The sequence below is a fragment of the Pseudomonas sp. PA27(2017) genome, assembly GCF_001945445.1.
Lineage (GTDB): Bacteria > Pseudomonadota > Gammaproteobacteria > Pseudomonadales > Pseudomonadaceae > Aquipseudomonas.
In genome coordinates this window covers 142007-162275 of record NZ_MSXW01000022.1, presented here as the reverse complement: position 1 = coordinate 162275, position 20269 = coordinate 142007, and the positions used below count along the sequence as shown (strand labels likewise).

Sequence of the window (20269 nt, the reverse complement as noted above, 5' to 3'; positions counted from 1 at the left end):
TCGCTACATGTTCGACAACAAGTCCATTTTCATTTCTGGCGGAACCGGATCTTTCGGGCGCTCGTTCATTCGTACCTTGCTCAAGCGCTATCAACCAAAGCGTGTAGTGGTTTTTTCCCGTGATGAATTAAAGCAATTTGAAATGAGTCAGGAGTTCAACGCACCCTGCATGCGTTATTTCCTGGGTGACGTACGCGATCCTGATCGGCTGCGGCAGGCAATGCGGGGTATCGATTTCGTCGTTCACGCCGCCGCTCTAAAACAGGTACCGGCGGCTGAATACAACCCCACCGAATGTATTCGCACCAATGTCAACGGCGCCGAACACATCATTTCCGCCGCGATTGATAATGGCGTTTCCAGAGTCGTTGCGCTGTCTACCGACAAGGCTGCAAGTCCTATCAATCTGTATGGCGCAACCAAATTGCTTTCGGACAAGTTGTTTGTGGCAGCCAACAATTTCTCTGGGGGTACCGATAGCCGCTTCGCCGTAGTGCGCTATGGCAATGTAGTGGGGTCGAGGGGGTCGGTCGTACCTTTTTTCCGCAAGTTGATAGCGGATGGGGCGCGTCAATTACCGATCACCGACTCTCGTATGACGCGTTTCTGGATCACGCTCGAGGAAGGCGTCGAGATGGTCATGAAGAGTTTTGCTCGCATGCAGGGCGGAGAGATCTTCATTCCCAAGATTCCGTCGATTCGCGTCGTCGACCTTGCCAACGCCATGGGGCCTGGTTTTGAACATCAGGTAGTCGGTATCCGACCTGGCGAAAAGCTGCATGAATTGATGGTTCCCCGAGACGCTGCTCCTCAGACACTTGAGTTTCACGATCACTTCGTCATCGAACCGTCCATTCGATTCTCTGCCGTATGTGATTTTTCGATCAACGCGTTGGGCGAGAAGGGTTTACGCGTGGCTGAAGATTTCGAGTACAGCTCGGAAACCAATCCGCATTTTCTCAGCATCGAAGAAATTCAGGCTCTCGATGGAGATCAGGTTTGATTCCTTACGCTCGTCAGAGCATCGACGCCTCGGATGTCGAGGCCGTGGTCGAGGTATTGCGCTCAGATTGGTTGACACAGGGACCATGCATTCCAGCATTCGAGGCGGCGCTGGGCGCGGCCGTTGGGGCTCCCCATGTGGTTGCAGTCAGTAGCGGCACTGCTGGGCTGCACCTGGCATGCATGGCATTGGGCATTGGGGTAAACGATCATGTCTGGACATCCCCGCTGAGTTTCGCTGCATCAGCCAATTGCGCGCTTTATTCTGGCGCGAAGGTTGACTTCATCGACATCGATCCCCGTACCGGACTTATCTGCCTTGACGCCCTTTCTCATGCTTTAAAAGTGGCAGCTATCGAGGGTCGCTTGCCGAAGGCCCTGATAGTGGTTCATTACGCTGGTCTTGTCGCTGACATGTCGGCTATCTCGCGTCTCGCCGACTTGTATGGTTTTCGTATCATCGAGGATGCAGCGCATGCGCTCGGCGCAGGCTCGCCGGGCGTCCGCGTAGGTGATTGCCGTTACAGTGACATGACCATCTTCAGTTTCCATCCGGTAAAGCACATCACCACAGGGGAAGGGGGGGCGGTATGCATGCGTGACAGCGCTCTCGCGAGGCAGGTGGCATTACTGCGCAGTCATGGGATTACCCGTGACGAGGCGCTGATGGAGGGGGAGAGCGAAGGTGGTTGGTACTACCAGCAGACCGCACTCGGCCTGAACTATAGAATTACCGATTTGCAGGCGGCGCTGGGGCGCAGCCAACTGGCACGTCTTGACGGTTTCATCGCCCAGCGTCGCCGGCTTGCCGAACGGTACGAGCAGTTGCTGCAATCGCTGCCCGTGCGACGCTTGCCGTTGGTGCCTGATGCGGCCTGGCATCTGTACCCAATACGCGTGGAGCCCTGTCGACGCAAAGCGGTGTTCGATACGCTTCGCTCAGCTGGTATCAACGTCAACGTACATTACCTGCCGATCTATTTGCATCCCTACTATCGTCGTCTGGGTTTCCGCCCCGGCCATTGTCCACAGGCAGAGGCTTTTTACGCTGGGCTGATCAGCTTGCCCATGTACGCCGATCTTGATGATGACGCCCAAGAGCGTGTGGTTCATGTCTTGAAAGAAGCGCTGGCATGAAAACGGTAGCCATCGTCCAGGCGCGCATGGGCTCTACGCGTCTTCCAGGCAAGATCATGCAGGATGCGGCAGGCCAGTCTTTACTGGCCTGGCATGTACAACGCCTAACTCGAGTAGCCGGTATTGATCGTCTGGTTGTTGCCACGACCGTACTGCCGGCCGATGACGTGGTTGCTGACAGTGCCGCCCAGCTCGGTGTCGATGTATTTCGCGGCAGCGAGAGCGATGTGCTGGATCGCTATTATCACGCGGCTCGGGAGGCGCGTGCAGATCTGGTTCTGCGCACCACATCCGACTGCCCACTGCTTGACCCCTCGCTGGTGGAGCAACTGCTGGACTACTGGCGTCGCTCGCCAACTGGCTATGACTACGTGTCCACGGCCACCCCTCATTGCTTCCCGCGTGGCATGGATTGCGAGCTGTTCACTTTCGAGGCATTGCAGCGTGCCTGGCACGAAGGCCGGGAGGCGGACGACCGTGAGCACGTCACGCCATTCATCTATCGTCGCCCAGAGCGATTTCGTATCGGTCGGCTGGAGGCGCAGCGTCCGTACGATGACTATCGGCTGACAGTGGACACGCCCGAGGACCTACAGCTGATTCGGCATGTACTCGATGCGCTGGGGGCGCAGGCTTTCGGGCTAGACGATATTGTGCGGTTGCTGGAGCAGCATCCAGACTGGGTGGCCCTCAACGCCCAGATTCAGCACAAGGAGTTTGTCTATGCCCGGTAAGTCATGGCTGGTAGCGATTGGCGCGGGCGCGGAGCAGAGTGGCGCCATCGAGCGCGCCAAGGCAAGAGGGCTGCCGGTACTTGCGCTGGATGGCAATCCGGCTGCACCAGGGTTGGCCCAGGCGGATGAAGGCCTGGTGGTGGACATCGCCGATATTGCGGCGGTGCTGACTGCCCTTGAGGGCAGAGCACTGGCTGGTGTTTTGCCAGCGCCCATTGGTCGTCATTTGCGCACCGTCGGCGCCGTGAATGACCATTTCGGGCTACGCGGTATCAGTGAGCAAGCTGCCGAGCGTTGCACCGACAAAGTCTTGTTTCACCAGACCCTCCTCGACGCTGGGCAGACTCGGCCAGTACAGCATTCAGTCAAAGGCACCGAGGCGTTGCAGAGGGCTATTGGCGAGGTGGGGCTGCCTTGCGTATTCAAGCCAAGGTTCGGCTCTGGCAGTCGCGGCGTGTTGATGCTGCGTACCGATGAGGAGGTTTGCGCCGCCTTGGCCGAGTACGGCGCCTGGGTGGGCGAAGAGGAGCCGGCGGTCGTCGAAGGGGTTCTGCAGGGGCGCGAATTTGGCGTTGATGGTGTCATCGTCGATGGCCAGTTTCATCCCCTGTTGCTGCGAGCCAAGACCATGACCGCAGCACCGTATCGCCAGGAAATGGTCTATCTCAGTCCGGCGCCCGTCCCTTTACTGTGCCGCGAGCGTATCGTCGCTGCGGTAGACGCGGCTGCACGTGCGCTGGGGTTGAACCACTGTGCCCTGAACGCTGACGTGATGCTCGACGCTGAGGACAAGGCCAGCATCATCGAACTCGCAGGGCGCCCTCCGGGCTTGCTGATCGCAGATCTGATCATGCCCGAAGCATTGAGCATGGACTTCTACGATGCCCTCATCGACTTCGTCCTTAGCGGCCGTTTTGCATTACCTACAGCGCGAGAGCGCGCCGTTGCCTTCGGTTTTCTACCATTGCGTGCAGGGCGGGTTGCTCAACTGCCGAGTAGCGTGTCGCCGTCCATGACGTGTCGATTACCTACCTTGTATACCAACTTAGGCCCGCTCCGTAGTGGGGCTGATGCACTTGCTCGCGGTTGGGCGATGGTGGCGGCTGACTCGACGTCACAGGCTCTTGCCACTTTGCATGCCGGTCTTGATCAACTTACCCAGGAAATTTGCATCGATGACAACTGATTCTACGCAAACCCCTCAGAGCATTTTCGCCAGCCATCTGAAGGCCCATCGCCTCGTCTACCCGGATGATCGCCTCGTCGCGTTGTTTGCTCGGCATTGCGGCAGCCTGGAGGCCAATCGTAATAGAAAAGGCCTGGACATCGGTTGTGGCGGAGGCCGTCATCTGGCCTTGTTGGAGGATTTCGGTTTCGATGTTTGCGGCATCGATTACACCCCGCAAGCCATCGAGACCACTCGCGCGGCCCTGCAGCCTAGCTCTGCCAACTGGGATCTGAAGGTCGCCGAACTGTCCAGCGCTCAGTGGCCTGCTGGCAGCTTCGCCGCCGTGGTTGCCTGGGGCGTGTTGTTCCTCAAGCGCCGTGCGGAGGTCATCGCCGATCTGCGCCATATCCGTCAAAGCCTCGCTGATGACGGCGTGGTCTTCGCCAATTTCCGCGGCAAGGAAAACTGGCTCTACGGGCAGGGTATCGAAGTGGAATCAGGTGTCTTCCAATTGGACGAGCGTGCCAAGGAATACAACGGCCTGCTGTACAACTTCCTCGACTTGCCGGACATCGAAGCCATTGCTGCCGAAGCAGGTTTGCAAGTGGTCGAGCGCGAGCGCGTTGACCTGTGGAAACGCGAGCTGAGTGAGCATCACACCTGGTGGGTGGTCGCCCTCAAGCCGGTTCGAGCCTGAGTCATGCAAATAGGTACTCGGCAACTGGGCGAAGACAAACCTGTATTCATCGTGGCAGAAATCGGCGCCAATCACGATGGCGATCCGGTGAAGGCAGCCGAGCTGGTACGTATGGCTGCCCGTGCCGGTGTGGACGCCGTCAAGTTCCAGACCTATACCGCCGCAGAACTGGTGGCTGATGCTGATCGGGTCGTGAGTTGGGGGCGCCCCGGTCAAGAGCGGCAGGAAACCATTGGTGGTTTGTTCGACCGCCTTGCATTGCCGCGTGCCGCCCATGGCGAGTTGTTCGCCCTGGCTAAATCTCTTGGGGTATTGGCGTTTTCTACCCCGTTCAGCCCGGAAGGTGCAGACTTTTTGGATTGTCTGCAGGTGCCCTGCTTCAAGGTTGCGGCTTCGGATGTGGCCTACTTGGATCTGCTCGAGCGTGTGGCACGCAGTGGCAAGCCGGTTATCTTGTCATTGGGTAAGTCGACGCTGGCCGAAGCCGAGCGGGCGGTAGCCGTCCTGAATGAGGCGGGGTGCCGTGACCTCGTATTGCTGCACTGTCTGAGTGCCTATCCGGCGCCAGACGATGAAATGAATCTGCGTACGATTACCACCTTGAGGCACCTGTTTCCGCAAGCGAGTATTGGTCTTTCCGACCACTCGCTAGGCTATACCGCAGCGCTGGGCAGCGTAGCGCTCGGCGCACGTTTGATCGAGAAGCACATTACTCTGGATCGCGATACCGATGGTCCCGATCATTGGTTCAGTGCAGAAGAAACCGAGCTGACTGCGTTGGTGCGCGAAACACGCCGTCTTGAGGTAATGTTGGGGCGTAGCTATGTCGGAGTACGCCCAAGCGAGGTGCAAGAGCGTCGGGTCAGTACGCGTTCATTGGTGCTGCGCCATGCCCTCCCCGCGGGGCATCGACTGACATTGGCGGACCTCGCCGTGTTGCGCCCCGGCTACGGTATTCATCCTTTCGAGCGTGAGCGCGTGCTGGGTCGCCAGTTGGCCCGCGGGTTACCCGCGATGAGCGTACTTGGTTGGGATGATATCGGCGCATGAACATTACCCTGTGGACCGCGGCCGATGCGCGCATCGGCATTGGCCATTTGCGGCGCACCGAGGCGCTGGCGCAGGCTCTGCGGGCCAATGGGGTGACACCGCGGCTGCTGTTTCAGGGTGATGCTCGACTAGCGCGGCTACTGGCTTGCGAGCACCAGCCAATTCAGCGGGTAGATGATTTCGACCAAGCTCTGCTGATCTGCGCTGCTGAACCCGGAGTGCTCGTCAGTGACCTGCCGGGCCTGCGTAAGGAGCATAGTCAGCGTCTTCGCCAAGCCGGTTGCGGTCCACTGGTGCACCTTACCGATGCCGATGGGCTGCGATATCAGGCGGACGTGTTTCTAGATGGCGACGCTTTGGACAAGCCTGGGATCGCTCAGCGGACTGGTGGTGCCGAATACAACATTTTGCGTACGTCGTTGCTGCCAAAACGACCATCCAGGGCTTGGCGGCTGCGCAAGATACGTCGGGTGCTGGTGTGTCTTGGCGGAGCTGATCCGGGATATTGCACCGAGAGCCTGTTGGCGTCATGGCAGCGTGATGTGCGTCTGACGCTGGTGGCCGGCCCAGCAGTGTCCGTTCGGCGCCAACGTCATTGGCACGCTCAGCTGCGGCATGGCGATCGCTTGCTGAGGTCTCCTGCAGATTTACCTGGCCATTTACTGCGTCACGATCTAGTGGTGACCCTGGGTGGTATCACCAGCTACGAGGCTATGTGCCTTGGCCGACCGGTAGCCGCCGTAGCCTGGCGACATATGTCCCCATACGTGCGCGGTATGGCTGACGCGGGGCTGCTAAACGATCTTGGTTCGGTTCAGGTGGCGGGCAGGCGCCTGGCTCGGTTGTTGCGTCGTCCCGCGCGCATGGCGCAGCGCGCCGGGCGGGCATTCAACATATTGGATGGCGGCGGTGCCGAGCGCTGCGCCGCTTTGATTATCAGACTTGCGCTAAATGCCAATGGCTCATCAAGCGAAGGATCGAAACCATGAAGTTGCACTACTACTCGCACGCCAGCTTCCAGATCATTACCGACGCAGGTTTTCGTCTGCTCAGCGATCCGTGGGTGTACAACCCGGTGAGTAATACGCTGTGGCAGTTTCCGGAGTGCCGGATTCGCAAGCCCGAGTATACGGATCAGGACGCGTTGTATATCTCCCACTCTCACTCGGATCATTTTTGCCCTGATACGTTGCGCCACTTCCGTCGTGATATCCCCATCGTTATTCGGCAATACGGCGATCACGACAACCCACTACGGCCTATTCTCCGGCAAATGGGATTCACCCAGTTGATTGAGCTGGAGCATCTACAGACGTGCGAGCTGGCGCCTGGGCTGGTAGTGACGCTTTATGCCGACCTGGACACCTACGACAGTTCTCTGGTGATCGAGGCCGACGGCGCAACGGTATTTCATCAGAACGATTGCATGCTCGATCCGGAAGACGCCAGCATGATCGGCGAGCGACATAATCTGGATGTTGCCTTGCTGGGTTTGGTCAACTCCAGCATCTATCCGACTTTCTTCGACATGGATCCGGCGCGCAAGGCTGTCGAGACCGACCGTCGTCGTATCAAGGTGCTGGCCCGTACTGCGGACTTCGCCCGACGTCTGAATGCCCGCTATGTGATTCCGAATGCCAGCGATATGGTCTATGTAAGGTTCCCGGAAACCGACTCCATGCTAGGGCCCCATGCCACTGACATGGCCGCCTACTTTCGCGAGCACGGACTGTTCAGCCAAGTTGTAACCATGAGCCCCGGCGATGTTTTCGACGTGGCCAATCCGCACACGGATTATCAACCGGCCTATGCCAGCCACGAGCAACTGCTCGAGCAGTTGGCAGAGCTACGCGCGCGGCCCCACGTACAAGCGATGATTGACAAGCTTGAGCGGTGGGAGTCTGAATTCGTGTTCGATTCTCGCGCCTTCGTGAGGCGCCTGCAGGATTATGCCCAGTGGGCCACCGCTAACTGGGCGGCATTGTTCGCAGAGCGTTTCGCTGAGGTTGAGCAGCCTCGTTATGTGGTCGAGCTACATCTTGCCGACACCGGATTGGCGGATCTGGATCTGCGCATTGATGTGGACTATCGGGCGGGCCGTTTTCAGGTGAGCCAGCTTTCTGCACCGGGTACGGATTTCGACATGCGGCTGAGCGGGCGTCATCGTTATTTCGAGATGTTCCGGCGTGGCGTTTTCGCCTTTGACGATATCCGCGCCGGCTGGTTGTTGATCCAGCGCCCAGGCGACTTCAACAAGGCCGAAGTGGGGTTCTGGCACCTGATGATGTGTTACAGCAACTTCATCTTGCAGCATCCTGACGGTGAAGATCGGCTGCTGCCGCGTCCATTTGCCGAAAGGGTGGCCAAGTGTCTGGAGGAGTGACTTCGCATCCGGGACCGGTGCTTCATCAGACCGATACGTGGGCGGTGGTCGATTGCCGTGCTTGTGGGTATGCCCATGTCGACCCGTTGCCCACAGCACGCGAGATTGCAGAGCACTACAGTGAGGGGTACTGGCGAAATTATCCGCGCTATCTGGACGAAGTGAGCGAAGATCTCACCTGGCATCAGGCCGTGTTGGACGATCGCTTGCAGCGTATAGGCCAGGCCGTGTCAGGCCGCCGCCTGCTGGACGTCGGATGTGGTGCCGGGTTGCTTCTTGAGCGGGCGGTTGCCGGTGGTTGGCAGGCGCTGGGCTGCGAGCCCGATGCGCAGATGGCAGCCCGTGCCGCAGCTTGCGGCGCCGAAGTATCGGTTGGTGGGCTTGAGGGCATGGCACTGGAAGTCGACGAGAAATTCGACGCCATTCACTTATACGAGGTACTCGAGCATGTACCGGCCCCCGAGGAATTTCTGCAGCGTTGCTGGCAGTTGCTCAAGCCTGGCGGTGTGCTTTACGTCGGTGTGCCCAATGACTTCAATCCCTGGCAGCGGGCGCTGGCCAAAGCCGGCGAGCAACCTTGGTGGGTAGCGGTTCCTCATCATCTGAACTACTTCACCCATGCGTCACTAAAAGAGCTGGCTCAGCGTCAGGGCTTTGTTGCGCTGGAGGCCTATACCAGCTTCCCTATGGAGCTGTTTGCCTTGGCGGGGCAGCGCTACATGCGGGACGCCGCTTTGGGCCGTGAGGTTCATGGTCGGCGCAAGGTGTTCGAGGCCACTTTGCGCGAGTTGGCGCCTGCAAGCCTTGATGCGTTCTATCAGGCGTTGGCCATGCAGGGCCTGGGGCGCACTGCCGAATGGCTGTTCAGTCGGCCGGCTCCGTAGCCCTTTGGGAGAAACGATGAGTCGAGAAGATGCGTATCGGTGCTTAGCGGCGAGTTGCCTTAGCGGCGTCGCACGGCCTTCGTTCAGGAGCGAGTCATGAGCGTTACCGCGCTGACCTACGGCACTTTCGACATGTTCCATATCGGTCACCTGCGCTTACTTGAGCGCATGCGTGAGATCAGTGATCGGGTCATCGTCGGGGTTTCCACTGATGAGTTCAACGCGCTCAAAGGCAAGAAAGCGCTGATTCCTTATGAAGAGCGCCGGGACATAGTGGCCGCGCTGAGGTGCGTGGATTTGGTTATCCCCGAGCACGACTGGGCACAAAAGTCCGGTGACATCAGCCAGTACGGCGTTGATCTGTTTGTCATGGGGAGCGATTGGACGGGGCATTTCGATGCCCTCGAGAGCCAGTGTCGGGTTCTCTACCTGCAACGTACTCAGGGCGTTTCATCCACCGAACTGCGCCACTCGCTCAAGCGCGTCCTGGAAAAGGAAGAGGATCTGGCAAAAATGTTCGATTTGCTCAAGTCACTGCGCAATGGAATGGATGGATGACGACCCTGATTCCCGACGGCGATCAGGCCGAGCGGCTCATGCATGAACAGTGCTGGCCTGAGGCGCTCGCATGCTGGCAGACCCTCCACGAACATGACCGACTCGGTTCGCCCGAGCAATTCCATGCGTATGCCAAGTGTTGCGAAATGCTCGACCGCTGGGAACTGCACCAAGGCGTGCTGATTGAGGCACTACAGCGATATCCGCTGGATGCCGGTCTGCGGGCTCGGGACAATTATCGGCAGGCGCTGGTCAGCTGGCACGCGTGCAGTTGGGCTGAAGCGCTCCAGCAGCTCGAGAACTTGCGCAACTGCAACCCCACATGCTGGCCATTCGCTCTCAGCTATTATCGCTGGCATGCCTTGCTGATGGGGCAGCTGGCTGGGCTGGACGATGCGCTTGAGAGAAAGGCACTGCTTGCAGAGGCCAGCCTGTTCAAGAACGCCTGTGTCTTCTCCCGTCAATTGGCTGCCTTCGAGTGGGTTATCGAGTTGGCCAGTTGGAACGGTGACCTGAAGAAAGAGTATCTACGTCTTCACCGGCAGCTTGTCCACGTCTTCAAGAACCATGATCGGCAACTTGCAGTACTGCGAACCGAGCCCGTGATAGCCGCCGTTGGCGAGCTCGCAGTTTTCCTACGTACGCATCCCGCAATTTATGAGGACATCCCTACCGGATATTTGCATTTTTATGCCCGCCTGTTGCTTATGCATGGCTACACCGATCTTTACCTGACCTACCGTAATGCCTTTGCCGCGCGCATTGCCATGGGAGGAGAGGGCAGCACCGGTTTGGTCGAGTCACTGTTTCGTATCTCATGTGATAACGAAAGGGCGCTTGAGCAGGCAGAGGTGTTCGACCAGCTCCATTTTGGCCAACTGGATGCCGCGGCTTGCAGTGTGCTAGGCAAAGCGCTCGCGGTGTCAGAGCTTTACCAACCTGCGCAGGTTCAGGGGCGATACTCTCTGCTTCACGAGAACAGTGCCTTTTCCGAACTGCTGGCGGACAAGAGTGTGGCTATCGTCGGGCCCGCCGATGTCGGCCTGGACAGCGGCCAGGAAATAGACAGCTTCGACCTAGTAATCCGCTTCAATCATCGTAGCGGTCTGCAGCTCGATCCTCGGCGCTTCGGGAACCGTACCGACATCAGCTACTACGGTAGCTCCAGCCTGAGCTTGCATCAGTCCTATCTGCTATCCGAAAACCACCTTCAGTACCTGGTTGTCGAGGAGCTCGACCTGCAACGTTTCTCATGGCTGAGCCAAGTGCGTGTTCCTTTGCGTGAGCACTTGCGAGCGTGGAGTTTCGACTGCCCGTTCCTGTTCGGCGCGCCTAGCGCCATTCAGCGTACGCTGATGGACATCCTGCGGTTCGGACCAAGTCGGGTTAAGGTTTTCAATATGAATTTCTACCTCGATATCGGGTATTCCGGCGGCTATGGCAGCCAGAGTTTCAATATATTCCCGGCGTTGTCTATCCATGATCCGCTCAGCAACCTCATCTTCGCGCAGAAGTGCATGGCCGCCTGGGGCGTGGAGAGCGATGCCGTGTTGACGGATATTCTGTGCATGTCTCCAGAGCAGTATCTGGAGCGCTTGTGGCAATCACACCGCAGATTTGCACGATGAGGCTTGGGCTATCGTGCTGCGATGTGCTGCATGTCGCCTCCGAGTACCCTGAGTAAGGACCAACAACGTGACGATGAAGGTTTTGGTTTTCCCCTGCGGCTCAGAGATCGGTCTGGAAATTCATGCCGCCTTGAAATACAGCAAGGCCGTTCAACTGTATGGTGCCTCGTCGGTAGCCGATCATGGGGAGTTCGTCTATCGCCGCTACCGACAGATGAATGTCGATGTGCGCTCGACTCACTTTATTCAGCAGCTCAATGCGCTATGCCGCGAGTGGGGCATCGACATGATCCTGCCGGCTCACGACAGCGTGATTCTCAAGCTGGCCGAGTGTAGAGAGCAGTTGGCGGCTACACCGGTGGTGCCCAATGCCGAAGTCGCCGGTATTTGTCGTAACAAGAATCTCACCTACGCTCGCTTGAGCGGGGCAGGCTGCGATTTCGTGCCCAACTCTATCCAAGGGTTGGCAAGTGCCTATCCAATATTTGCCAAGCCCGCGGTGGGGCAGGGTTCTCAGGGCGCGGAGCGGGTTGATGATCGCCAGCGCCATCAACAGTTGCTCGACTCGGGCACCGAGTACGTATTTTCCGAGTACCTGCCTGGGGCAGAGTACACGGTGGACTGCATCGGCGACGCAAAGGGGAGCCTGCTGCACTGGGCGCCTCGCGAGCGCACACGCGTCAAGTCAGGCATCAGCGTGCGTACGCGTCCGGCGCTGCTCGGGGCTGCAGTACAGCAAATGGCTGAGGAAATTACCCGTATCTTCCGCTTCAAGGGCGCTTGGTTCTTTCAGATCAAAGCCGATGCCGAGGGGCGTTTCAAGCTGCTCGAAGTTGCCCCGCGTATTGCTGGCTCCATGGGGCTCTCGCGCAATCTGGGGATCAATTATCCGCTGCTGAGCCTCTACGCCCATGCAGGGCTACCCTTTGCAGTGCTTCCTCAGGTTTACCCCATCGAGATGGACCGCGCTCTGCAGAGTCGCTTCAAGGTGGGCCTGGAATACGATGCCGTCTACCTGGATCTGGATGACACCCTGATAATCGACGGCCAGGTCAATTCGCTACTGATGGCGTTGCTCTATCAATGGGCTGGCCGTGGTGTGGACGTGATCCTGATCACTCGTCACGCCAGCTGCCCGCGTGCCACCTTGGCGTATTACAGGATCAGCGAGCAACTCTTCAGCGAGATTATCCACATCGTCGATGGCTCGCCAAAGAGCCGTGTGATTGAAACCGCAAGGGCGGCATTGTTCATTGATGACTCCTACCGGGAACGTCTGGACGTGAGCCAGAAGGTCGGCATTGCAGTATTCGATGTGGACGCTGTCGAGCAATTGCTGGATTGGCGAGCCTGACTCTGGGAGATAGGCAATGCAACCGCTGCTTTCTATCGTAGTGCTCGTCTACAACACTGCTGAGTATCTGCCGGCTTGCTTCGATTCCCTGCTTGGCCAGAGCTATCGCAATGTCGAAATCATCGCCATAGATGACAGTAGTACCGACGACAGTCTGGCCATCTGTCGCCGTTATGAGCAGCAATACGCCAACTTTCGTTGCGTGAACAAACCCAATGGTGGTGGCGCAATTGCAGGCAATCTGGGCATTTCCCTGGCTTGCGGGGAGTATGTAGCGCTGGTCGACTCTGATGATCTTGTCACCAAGGATGGCTATGGACTGCTGATGGCCGAAGCCATTGCCAGCGACGCGGACATCGTTGTCGGTCGTGCTGCGAAACTGGTCGATGGGCAGATGTCTGCAGTTGGCTTTCTTTATGAGCCTTCGGTATGGAGCAAGCGCCGCCGCCTGGGCTCGGTACACGAATTCGCCGGTCTGATGCACGACGGTTTCTACTGGAACAAGGTGTTTCGCTTGTCGTTCCTGCGTGCTAATCGGCTGGGGATGGTTCCAGGCCTGCTATACGCTGATCGTCAGTTCGTGCATAAGGCTTACTACCAAAGCCGTTGCACCGCGATCATCACCGATCTCGTATACCTGTGGCGCACGCGCAAAGCTGGTGCTACCACCTCCATTACCCAAAATACTTCTCAGATAGCCAATTTCCAGGATCGTATTCGCTCCGTGGAGATCGAGTGGCATGACTTCGACGATATACCCGCTGCTGATGCTTATCGTCGGCTCATTGCGGTGAGCAATCTACAGCGCGCTTTGCAGATGGTCCAGGCGATAGTGCCGTCGCCGAGTTTTCGTGCTGTCTATGTCGAGGCCATTCAAGGTCTGCTGAGGCTGTTTGGAGACCTTGATTACCGCGCTCTGGGCGTGCGCCGCGTACTCTACCTGGAGCTTATCCGCCGTGGCGAGATTGCCGGGCTGTGCCATCTGGTGGCCTTGCCTTTTCATGGCAATATCGTGGAGCACGATGGCCATGTCTATTGGCAGCAGCCGTTTTACGACAACCCTGAGGTCATGCTCGGCCCTGAGGTTTCGCGGATCGACTTTCCCACCATCGGATTCTTTCGGGTGGGTGGGTGGTATCTGGATGACGCCCACCTTGAGCTTGAGCTACAGCTGCATGCTGCAATCATGGCCCATTGCCAAGTGGATTTCGTTCTCCAGGCAGACGACGGTGTAGACGAGATCCTGCTTGTACCTACAGGTCGCGGCACTGCAGGTCGGTATGTTTATCGTGCGCAACTCGCGCCACTGAGATCAGGCACTTTGTATGGCTTGGTGATGAGTTATCGCAGCGCCGTTGGCGACGGCCAGTACCGCCTTGGAGGGCCGCTCCTGTGTCAGCAGGCCGCAACTGATCTGCCATTGACGACCGACAGTGGGCACCAGTTGCTCTATGCTCCTGAGGCGGGCGGCGTTGCCTTGCGTACATACTGAAAGATGTCGGTACGTTGTTTGCAGGGCAGTTCCGTAACTGCCGTGAGCCTAGAGCATGCGTCGTCTTTCTGACGCTCTCTGGACATCCGTTTTCGCAACCATCGATTCAGGTCGTACGGCCAGCCTATGAAGAATATTCCGGTTACCAGTCCGCTGCTTCCTCCACTGGAAGAATTTCTTCCTTATCTGGAGGACATTTGGAAAAGCCGCATCCTGACCAATGGTGGCAGCATGCATCAGGCGCTGGAGCGTGAGTTGTGCCGATATCTGGGCGTGGAGCACATTGCTTTATTCGCCAACGGTACGCTGGGGCTGGTCACTGCTCTGCAAGCGCTGCGTATCACGGGCGAGGTCATCACTACGCCGTATTCGTTCGTAGCTACTGCCCATTCGCTGCTATGGAATGGGATCAAGCCGGTTTTCGTCGATATCGACCCGGTGACCATGAATCTCGACCCGGCCAAGATCGAGGCGGCCATAACCCCTCAGACGACAGCGATCATGCCGGTGCATTGCTACGGCAAGCCTTGTAACGTCGAGGAGATTGCGCGTATCGCCGATATTTACAACCTGCGGATTATTTACGACGCCGCCCACGCCTTCGCTGTACGTGACCAGGGCGGCAGCATCCTGCGCCATGGCGATCTCAGTGTATTGAGTTTCCATGCCACGAAGGTATTCAACACCTTTGAGGGGGGAGCTATCGTTTGTCCGGATGCCAAGACGCGAGAACGTATCAACAACCTCAAGAACTTCGGTTTCGTCAACGAAACGACGGTAGTGGCGCCTGGCATCAACGGCAAGATGAGCGAAATCAATGCTGCATTCGGGTTGTTACAGCTCAAACACATAGATGCTGCGCTGGAGCGTCGCCGCGCCATCGCCGAGCTGTATCGTGCAACGCTCGCCAACGTCGCCGGAATCAGGTGTCCGGAGCCTTATGTAGAGGGCGTAGCGAACCACGCCTATTTCCCTGTCCTGGTCGACGAGTCGTTTCCTGAGTCGCGCAACGAGTTATTCCAGCGCCTGCGCGATCACGGGATCATGGTGCGGCGTTATTTTTATCCTCTGATAAGCGAGTTTCCGATGTATCGCGGCTTGCCCTCGGCGGCGCCCGCCAATTTGCCGGTGGCCTCTGACGTGGCTCAACGCGTTTTGTGCTTGCCTATCTACCCGGACCTGGCACTAGAAGATGTCCTTGCGATCTGCCAAGTCATCGCTTCGGTGGGCCATGCGTGAACGGCAAGCAGGATCTCGATCGTTGAGCAGGTTTTGGCAACGAGCCATTGTTTCCAGAAGCTTGGCCGATTGGTTGATTTTGCCGCTCTGGGCCGTTCTCGACCGGTTGCTATCCAAGCGACGTGAGCGATGGGCGTTTTTCGTACACCCGCTCAAGACCGATCAGTTTGTGGAAAATTCGCGAGCGGTCTACGAACACGTCAAGAACGATCCGAATCTTCACAAGGTGGTGTTCTGCCGTGACAGCAATGCGTCGCGGTTACGCCTTGAGCCAGGCATCAATACCCGCTTGGTGGAGCTTCAAAGCCTGAGTGGGCTATGGCACTTGGCGCGTTGTGGCACTTATCTGCTGACCAACTCCATCGCCATGGACGTGTCCTGGCGTTGGACGGAGGGTGGCTTCTCTGTACCGAAGGCGAGCCTGACCCGCCGCGTGGTGGTCAACCTCTGGCATGGTATTCCGCTCAAGCGCCTGTTCGCTTTGTCGGCCAGCCAGGAGGTACGTGCCCGTGCAGACCGATCTCGTTACCGACTCGTGGAGCGAGCCCACTATAGCGGGCTGGTTTGTTCATCCGACGTAGACAGCTACGCGATGGCGGCAATCTTCCATCCCTTGCCCCATGAGCGCATGTGGATCACCGGCTTGCCGCGTAATGATTTTCTGCGCATGAGCCACGAGCGATTACCGGCTTTTCTGCGTGATGAAGTCGAGTTGATACGGCGCCTCAGAGGCTCGCGGCGTCTTGTCACCTACGCGCCCACTTTTCGGGACTCGCAGGTGCAGGCTTCTCAGTGCTATCAGTTCAGCGAGCAACAGATTGAGCAACTTCGGCAACTGATGAACAAGCACCATGCGGTATTTGGTTTCCGCATGCATTACTTCCGCAAGGGTGATCAGCTGTTCAATATGGAGCGTTATATCGACGGCCGTCTCTTGATCGATCTAGGTCATCAGGTCATTCACGAAATCGCTCCTGTGCTACGCGAATCCGATGTAGTGATCACTGATTACTCGTCGGTTTACATCGATGCGCTTTATATCGAAAAGCCGGTATTCAGCTTCGCCTACGATCTGGAACACTACCGAACTCAGCAAAATGGTCTGCTCTATGACATGCAGTTGGCGTTTCCTGGGCCAGTGTTAAGCGACTTCGACCAGCTTCTTCAGGCTGTGGATCGCGAGTTGTCCTCGCCGCAGCAGACACAGAGTGAGCGGTACGAGACCGCCAAGAAATTCTTCTTCAATCATCGGGACGATCGTAATGCCGCACGTGTGGTCGATCGGCTGCATTCACTAATGGAAAAGGGGCGCTAAGTGGTCGCGACGGATGTCATGAACAGCAAGCCGCTGGTCAGCGTAGTCATGCCTGCGTACAAGGGCACTTACCTCGAAGAAGCGCTGCGCAGCCTGCAAAATCAGACCTATCGCCCCCTGGAACTAGTCATATGCGACGACGCCCGGGACGACGAAGTGGAGCGCGTGGTCGATGCCTTTCGTCCGTTCGCTGACTTTTCGATCCAGTATCGTCGCAACGACACCAGGCTGTGGGAGACGCGCAGTACTGCGCGTGCCGTCGCGTTGGCCGCCGGTGAATACGTGAAGATCCTGCACGACGACGATGTGCTGCATCCCGACTGCATCACCTCACTTGTTGCCGTAATGGAGGCCGATTCGGGGATTGCGCTTGCTAGTTCTCGCCGGCGCCGTGTCGACGAGGATGGCAATCCATTACCTGATGTTCTCGCTACCGTGTATCCGTTTCGTGACGATGTGCTGATCGACGGTGAGGATCTGATCTCGTTTCTGGCCGATCACACCATCAATTTCATCGGAGAGCCCAGCACCGTACTCTGCCGTCGCAGTGACCTGCTCGAATTCGGTGATGAGCTGTCGGTGCTCAACGGCGTGCGCGTGACCTGGGTCGCGGATTTGGCCTTGTACGTCAAACTGTTCAAGCGCGGACATCTGGCGATGCTCGCCAAGCCTCTGACCGACTTTCGAGTGTCGCGTGAACAGTTCAGCCAGATCGGGCGTGACAAACCCGGTATCGGTGATCAGGGGCATCATAACTTTCGCCAGGGCATCCGTGACCTTGGCTGGTACCGAGGGGGCAGCAACACTCGTATGGTGCAGGTTGCGCCTATCACCCGCCTCAAGGCCCGGGTATTCAAGCCTGTGGATATACTCGCCGCCCTCTACAAAGCGGCCGGTCAGGGCGGTACCAGCCTGAACGCCTGGTTGCAGGCTCGCCGGCCCAGCTTTGCGCAAATGACGCTCATCGAGCAGCGTTTGCAGGCGCATGCGGGCGGCCCGCGTATCGGTGTGTTGCTGCTTGATCGAGATGCCAATGCGTCTGCAGTGGAGAAAAGTCTGCTCAGCCTTGAGAGCGACAACCTCTACCGTAACGTTGAGGTGCGGATATTGTCTTCGTCCGAGTCGGCGTTGTTGCCCGGCCGTACTGAGCAGATCACGGCTGTCACTTCAGCGGCATGGGTGGAAACGGTCAATCGTGTTGTCGCCGAGCTGCCAGTGGACTGGGTGATGCTGGTTGAAGCCGGCACCCAGTTCACACCTAGCGGCCTGTTGATGACCGCGTTGGAACTCACCGCGGCCGGTGAATGCAATGCTTTGTATGGCGACGAATTGGTGCGTGACGATTCGGGCGGTACGGGAGTCGCGCTGCGTCCCGACTTCAGCCTCGATCTACTGCTGAGCTTCCCCGCCAGTGCTGCTCGGCATTGGCTGTTCCGCCGCGAGTCTTTGCTGGAACTTGGCGGCTTCGATGTCGAGTTCGATCAGGCATTCGAGCTGGAATGCATTCTGCGCCTGATTGAAAACGGTGGCTTGAGTGGCTTGGGTCATGTCAGCGAACCATTGCTCTGCGCTGACGCCTTCGCACTCAAGGACAACCCGCAAGAGAGAGAGGTGATCGAACGTCACCTTCGTGCTCGTGGTTACCAGAACCCCAACGTCGCCTCACGGCAGCCGGGACGTTATCAACTGGAATACGCCCATGGCCAGCAGCCGTTGGTGAGCATTCTTATTGCGTTCACCGATCAACTGGATCGCCTGCAGCGCTGCGTGGAAACCCTGCTGGAAAACACCACGTATCCGCACTACGAGCTGCTTTTGCTGGATCTGGGAAGCGAGCAGCAGGCGACGCTCGACTGGTTGCAGGCTATTGAGCAAATCGGCCAGGAGCGTATCCGGGTGCTGCATTTTGCTGCGGGAACATCGCGACCATTGGCCGGTAATGCGGCGATGGATTACGTGCAGGGCGAGATGCTGCTTTGGCTGGATGTCGGTGCCGGCATTGTAGTGGGCGACTGGCTGGCACAACTGCTGAATCACGCTCTGCGTCCCGAAGTGGGGGCGGTAGGGGCCAAGTTGCTGTCCGCAGATGGCCGCATCCATCATGCAGGCCTGTTGCTGGGGTTGCGCGGCCCGGCGGGTAAGGCTTTCGAGGGGCTCGAACTCGACGATGCCGGTTATATGCAGCGGTTGCAGGTGGAGCAGAACTACTCTGCGCTGAGCGGCGAATGTCTGATGATCCGTCGAGAGTTGTTTGTCGAGCTTGGCGGGTTTGATCCGGAGCCCTTGTTGGAGCGCTGGTTCGATGTCGACCTTTGTCTGAAGGCGCGACAGGCTGGCTATCTCAATGTGTGGACGCCGCGTGCGCAATTAATGATGGATGGCCAAGCCTCGCTTCCCGCCAGCAACGCCCAGGAAGATGCGATGTACAGCCGTTGGCTGCCGACACTGGCCCGTGACCCGGCCTACAATCCTGGACTTTCGCTACAGGCCGAGCAGGGTTTCAAGTTGGCCGATCCGCAATTGGCTTGGCGACCGTTGCAAGCCTGGCGCCCGATTCCGACCGTGCTGGCGCATCCCGCTGATTTGTACGGCTGTGGTCACTATCGGGTGATTCAACCGTTCTCTGCCATGAAGGAGGCGGGCCTCATAGATGGCGCGCTGTCTGTAGGGCTGCTGCACGTTACCGATCTGGAGCGCTACGAGCCTGACGTTATTCTGCTGCAGCGCCAGATAGGCGAGGCTCGCCTGGAGGCCATGCGGCGAATGAAGGCCTTCTCTCGGGCATTCAAGGTCTACGAGCTCGATGACTACTTGCCCAACCTGCCGCTCAAGAACGCTCATCGCCAACATATGCCCAAGGACATCCTGAAGTCGCTGCGACGCGGGTTGGATCAGGTGGACCGTTTCGTCGTTTCGACGGCCCCGTTGGCAGAGGCTTTCGCAGGCCTGCATGCTGATATCCGGATTATCGAAAACCGCTTGCCTGCACCGTGGTGGTCAGGGCTGCATAGTAAGCGACAGATATCGAATCGCCCGCGAGTCGGTTGGGCCGGTGGCGTCAGCCATACGGGGGACCTGGAAATGATCCTCGATGTGGTCAAGGAGCTCGCTGCCGAAGTGGATTGGGTTTTCTTCGGTATGTGTCCTGAGGCGCTGCGCCCCTATGTAAAGGAAGTGCATGGGGGAGTGGAGATCAGCATGTACCCGCAAGCACTGGCCAGTCTCAATCTCGATCTTGCGATCGCGCCTGTCGAGCAAAACCTCTTCAATGAGTGCAAGAGCAACCTGCGCTTGTTGGAATATGGCGCTTGCGGCTTCCCCGTGGTGTGCAGCGACGTGCTTTGTTATCAGGATGGTTTGCCCGTCACCCGGGCCAAGAACCGCTACCGCGACTGGGTCGATGCGATTCGCATGCATGTCAATGATCGGGATGCCTGTGCGCGAGCTGGCGACGAACTGCGTACTGTGGTGATGCGCGACTGGATGCTTGAAGGTGACAAGTTACTCCAATGGCGCCGTGCCTGGCTGCCTGACTGAGGAATTTGAGGAACTCAAGTTTTGCTCGTAGCCGCCGATAGAACAGGTGCGGGCAAAGAAGTAGAGAGTGGCTGTCAATACCAGGCGAAAA

The 20269-nt window shown here is 58.0% G+C and carries 16 protein-coding genes; all 16 read left to right on the top strand.

What is annotated here, in order from left to right:
• The first annotated feature begins 7 nt into the window (after window positions 1–7).
• Window positions 8–1003, top strand: coding sequence for a UDP-N-acetylglucosamine 4,6-dehydratase (inverting) (gene pseB, locus BVH06_RS11825; RefSeq protein WP_075934198.1), 996 nt, complete (start codon window positions 8–10; stop codon window positions 1001–1003).
• Window positions 1000–2139 (top strand): UDP-4-amino-4,6-dideoxy-N-acetyl-beta-L-altrosamine transaminase, encoded by a 1140-nt coding sequence (gene pseC / locus BVH06_RS11820; protein WP_075934197.1) that lies wholly within the window; start codon window positions 1000–1002, stop codon window positions 2137–2139. The genes pseB and pseC overlap by 4 nt, the downstream gene beginning before the upstream one ends.
• The gene (locus BVH06_RS11815; protein WP_075934196.1) at window positions 2136–2873 is read left to right on the top strand and encodes a cytidylyltransferase domain-containing protein; all 738 of its coding nucleotides are present in this window, start codon (window positions 2136–2138) and stop codon (window positions 2871–2873) included. The genes pseC and BVH06_RS11815 overlap by 4 nt, the downstream gene beginning before the upstream one ends.
• Complete coding sequence (locus tag BVH06_RS11810; protein WP_075934195.1) at window positions 2863–4059, top strand: acetyl-CoA carboxylase biotin carboxylase subunit family protein; 1197 nt, start codon at window positions 2863–2865, stop codon at window positions 4057–4059. The genes BVH06_RS11815 and BVH06_RS11810 overlap by 11 nt, the downstream gene beginning before the upstream one ends.
• Window positions 4049–4738, top strand: a complete 690-nt coding sequence (locus tag BVH06_RS11805; RefSeq protein ID WP_075931068.1) for a bifunctional 2-polyprenyl-6-hydroxyphenol methylase/3-demethylubiquinol 3-O-methyltransferase UbiG — start codon at window positions 4049–4051, stop codon at window positions 4736–4738. The genes BVH06_RS11810 and BVH06_RS11805 overlap by 11 nt, the downstream gene beginning before the upstream one ends.
• Window positions 4739–4741: 3 nt before the next feature.
• Window positions 4742–5788, top strand: a complete 1047-nt coding sequence (locus BVH06_RS11800) for an N-acetylneuraminate synthase family protein (RefSeq protein ID WP_075934194.1) — start codon at window positions 4742–4744, stop codon at window positions 5786–5788.
• Entirely contained in the window at window positions 5785–6777 is a 993-nt protein-coding gene (locus BVH06_RS25390; protein ID WP_139315625.1) for a hypothetical protein, read from the top strand. Before BVH06_RS11800 ends, BVH06_RS25390 begins: the two co-directional genes overlap by 4 nt.
• Window positions 6774–8171, top strand: a complete 1398-nt coding sequence (locus tag BVH06_RS11795; protein ID WP_075931064.1) for an MBL fold metallo-hydrolase — start codon at window positions 6774–6776, stop codon at window positions 8169–8171. The genes BVH06_RS25390 and BVH06_RS11795 overlap by 4 nt, the downstream gene beginning before the upstream one ends.
• Window positions 8168–9055 (top strand): bifunctional 2-polyprenyl-6-hydroxyphenol methylase/3-demethylubiquinol 3-O-methyltransferase UbiG, encoded by an 888-nt coding sequence (locus BVH06_RS11790; RefSeq protein WP_168172906.1) that lies wholly within the window; start codon window positions 8168–8170, stop codon window positions 9053–9055. The genes BVH06_RS11795 and BVH06_RS11790 overlap by 4 nt, the downstream gene beginning before the upstream one ends.
• A gap of 96 nt (window positions 9056–9151) precedes the next feature.
• Complete coding sequence (locus BVH06_RS11785) at window positions 9152–9613, top strand: adenylyltransferase/cytidyltransferase family protein (protein ID WP_075931061.1); 462 nt, start codon at window positions 9152–9154, stop codon at window positions 9611–9613.
• Entirely contained in the window at window positions 9610–11241 is a 1632-nt protein-coding gene (locus BVH06_RS11780; protein ID WP_075934193.1) for a hypothetical protein, read from the top strand. The genes BVH06_RS11785 and BVH06_RS11780 overlap by 4 nt, the downstream gene beginning before the upstream one ends.
• A gap of 73 nt (window positions 11242–11314) precedes the next feature.
• Window positions 11315–12595 (top strand): ATP-grasp domain-containing protein, encoded by a 1281-nt coding sequence (locus tag BVH06_RS11775; RefSeq protein WP_075934257.1) that lies wholly within the window; start codon window positions 11315–11317, stop codon window positions 12593–12595.
• A gap of 16 nt (window positions 12596–12611) precedes the next feature.
• On the top strand, window positions 12612–14087 hold the full coding sequence (locus BVH06_RS11770) for a glycosyltransferase (RefSeq protein ID WP_075934192.1): 1476 nt from the start codon (window positions 12612–12614) through the stop codon (window positions 14085–14087).
• Between the two features lie 126 nt (window positions 14088–14213).
• Window positions 14214–15326: a DegT/DnrJ/EryC1/StrS aminotransferase family protein gene (locus BVH06_RS11765; RefSeq protein WP_075934191.1), complete on the top strand. Its 1113-nt coding sequence runs from the start codon at window positions 14214–14216 to the stop codon at window positions 15324–15326.
• 22 nt (window positions 15327–15348) lie between these two features.
• Window positions 15349–16641, top strand: coding sequence for a CDP-glycerol glycerophosphotransferase family protein (locus BVH06_RS11760; RefSeq protein WP_256575172.1), 1293 nt, complete (start codon window positions 15349–15351; stop codon window positions 16639–16641).
• A gap of 18 nt (window positions 16642–16659) precedes the next feature.
• Window positions 16660–20178 carry a glycosyltransferase gene (locus tag BVH06_RS11755; RefSeq protein ID WP_075934190.1) on the top strand — a complete coding sequence of 1173 codons (3519 nt, stop codon included), beginning with the start codon at window positions 16660–16662 and terminating at the stop codon, window positions 20176–20178.
• Window positions 20179–20269: the final 91 nt, after the last annotated feature.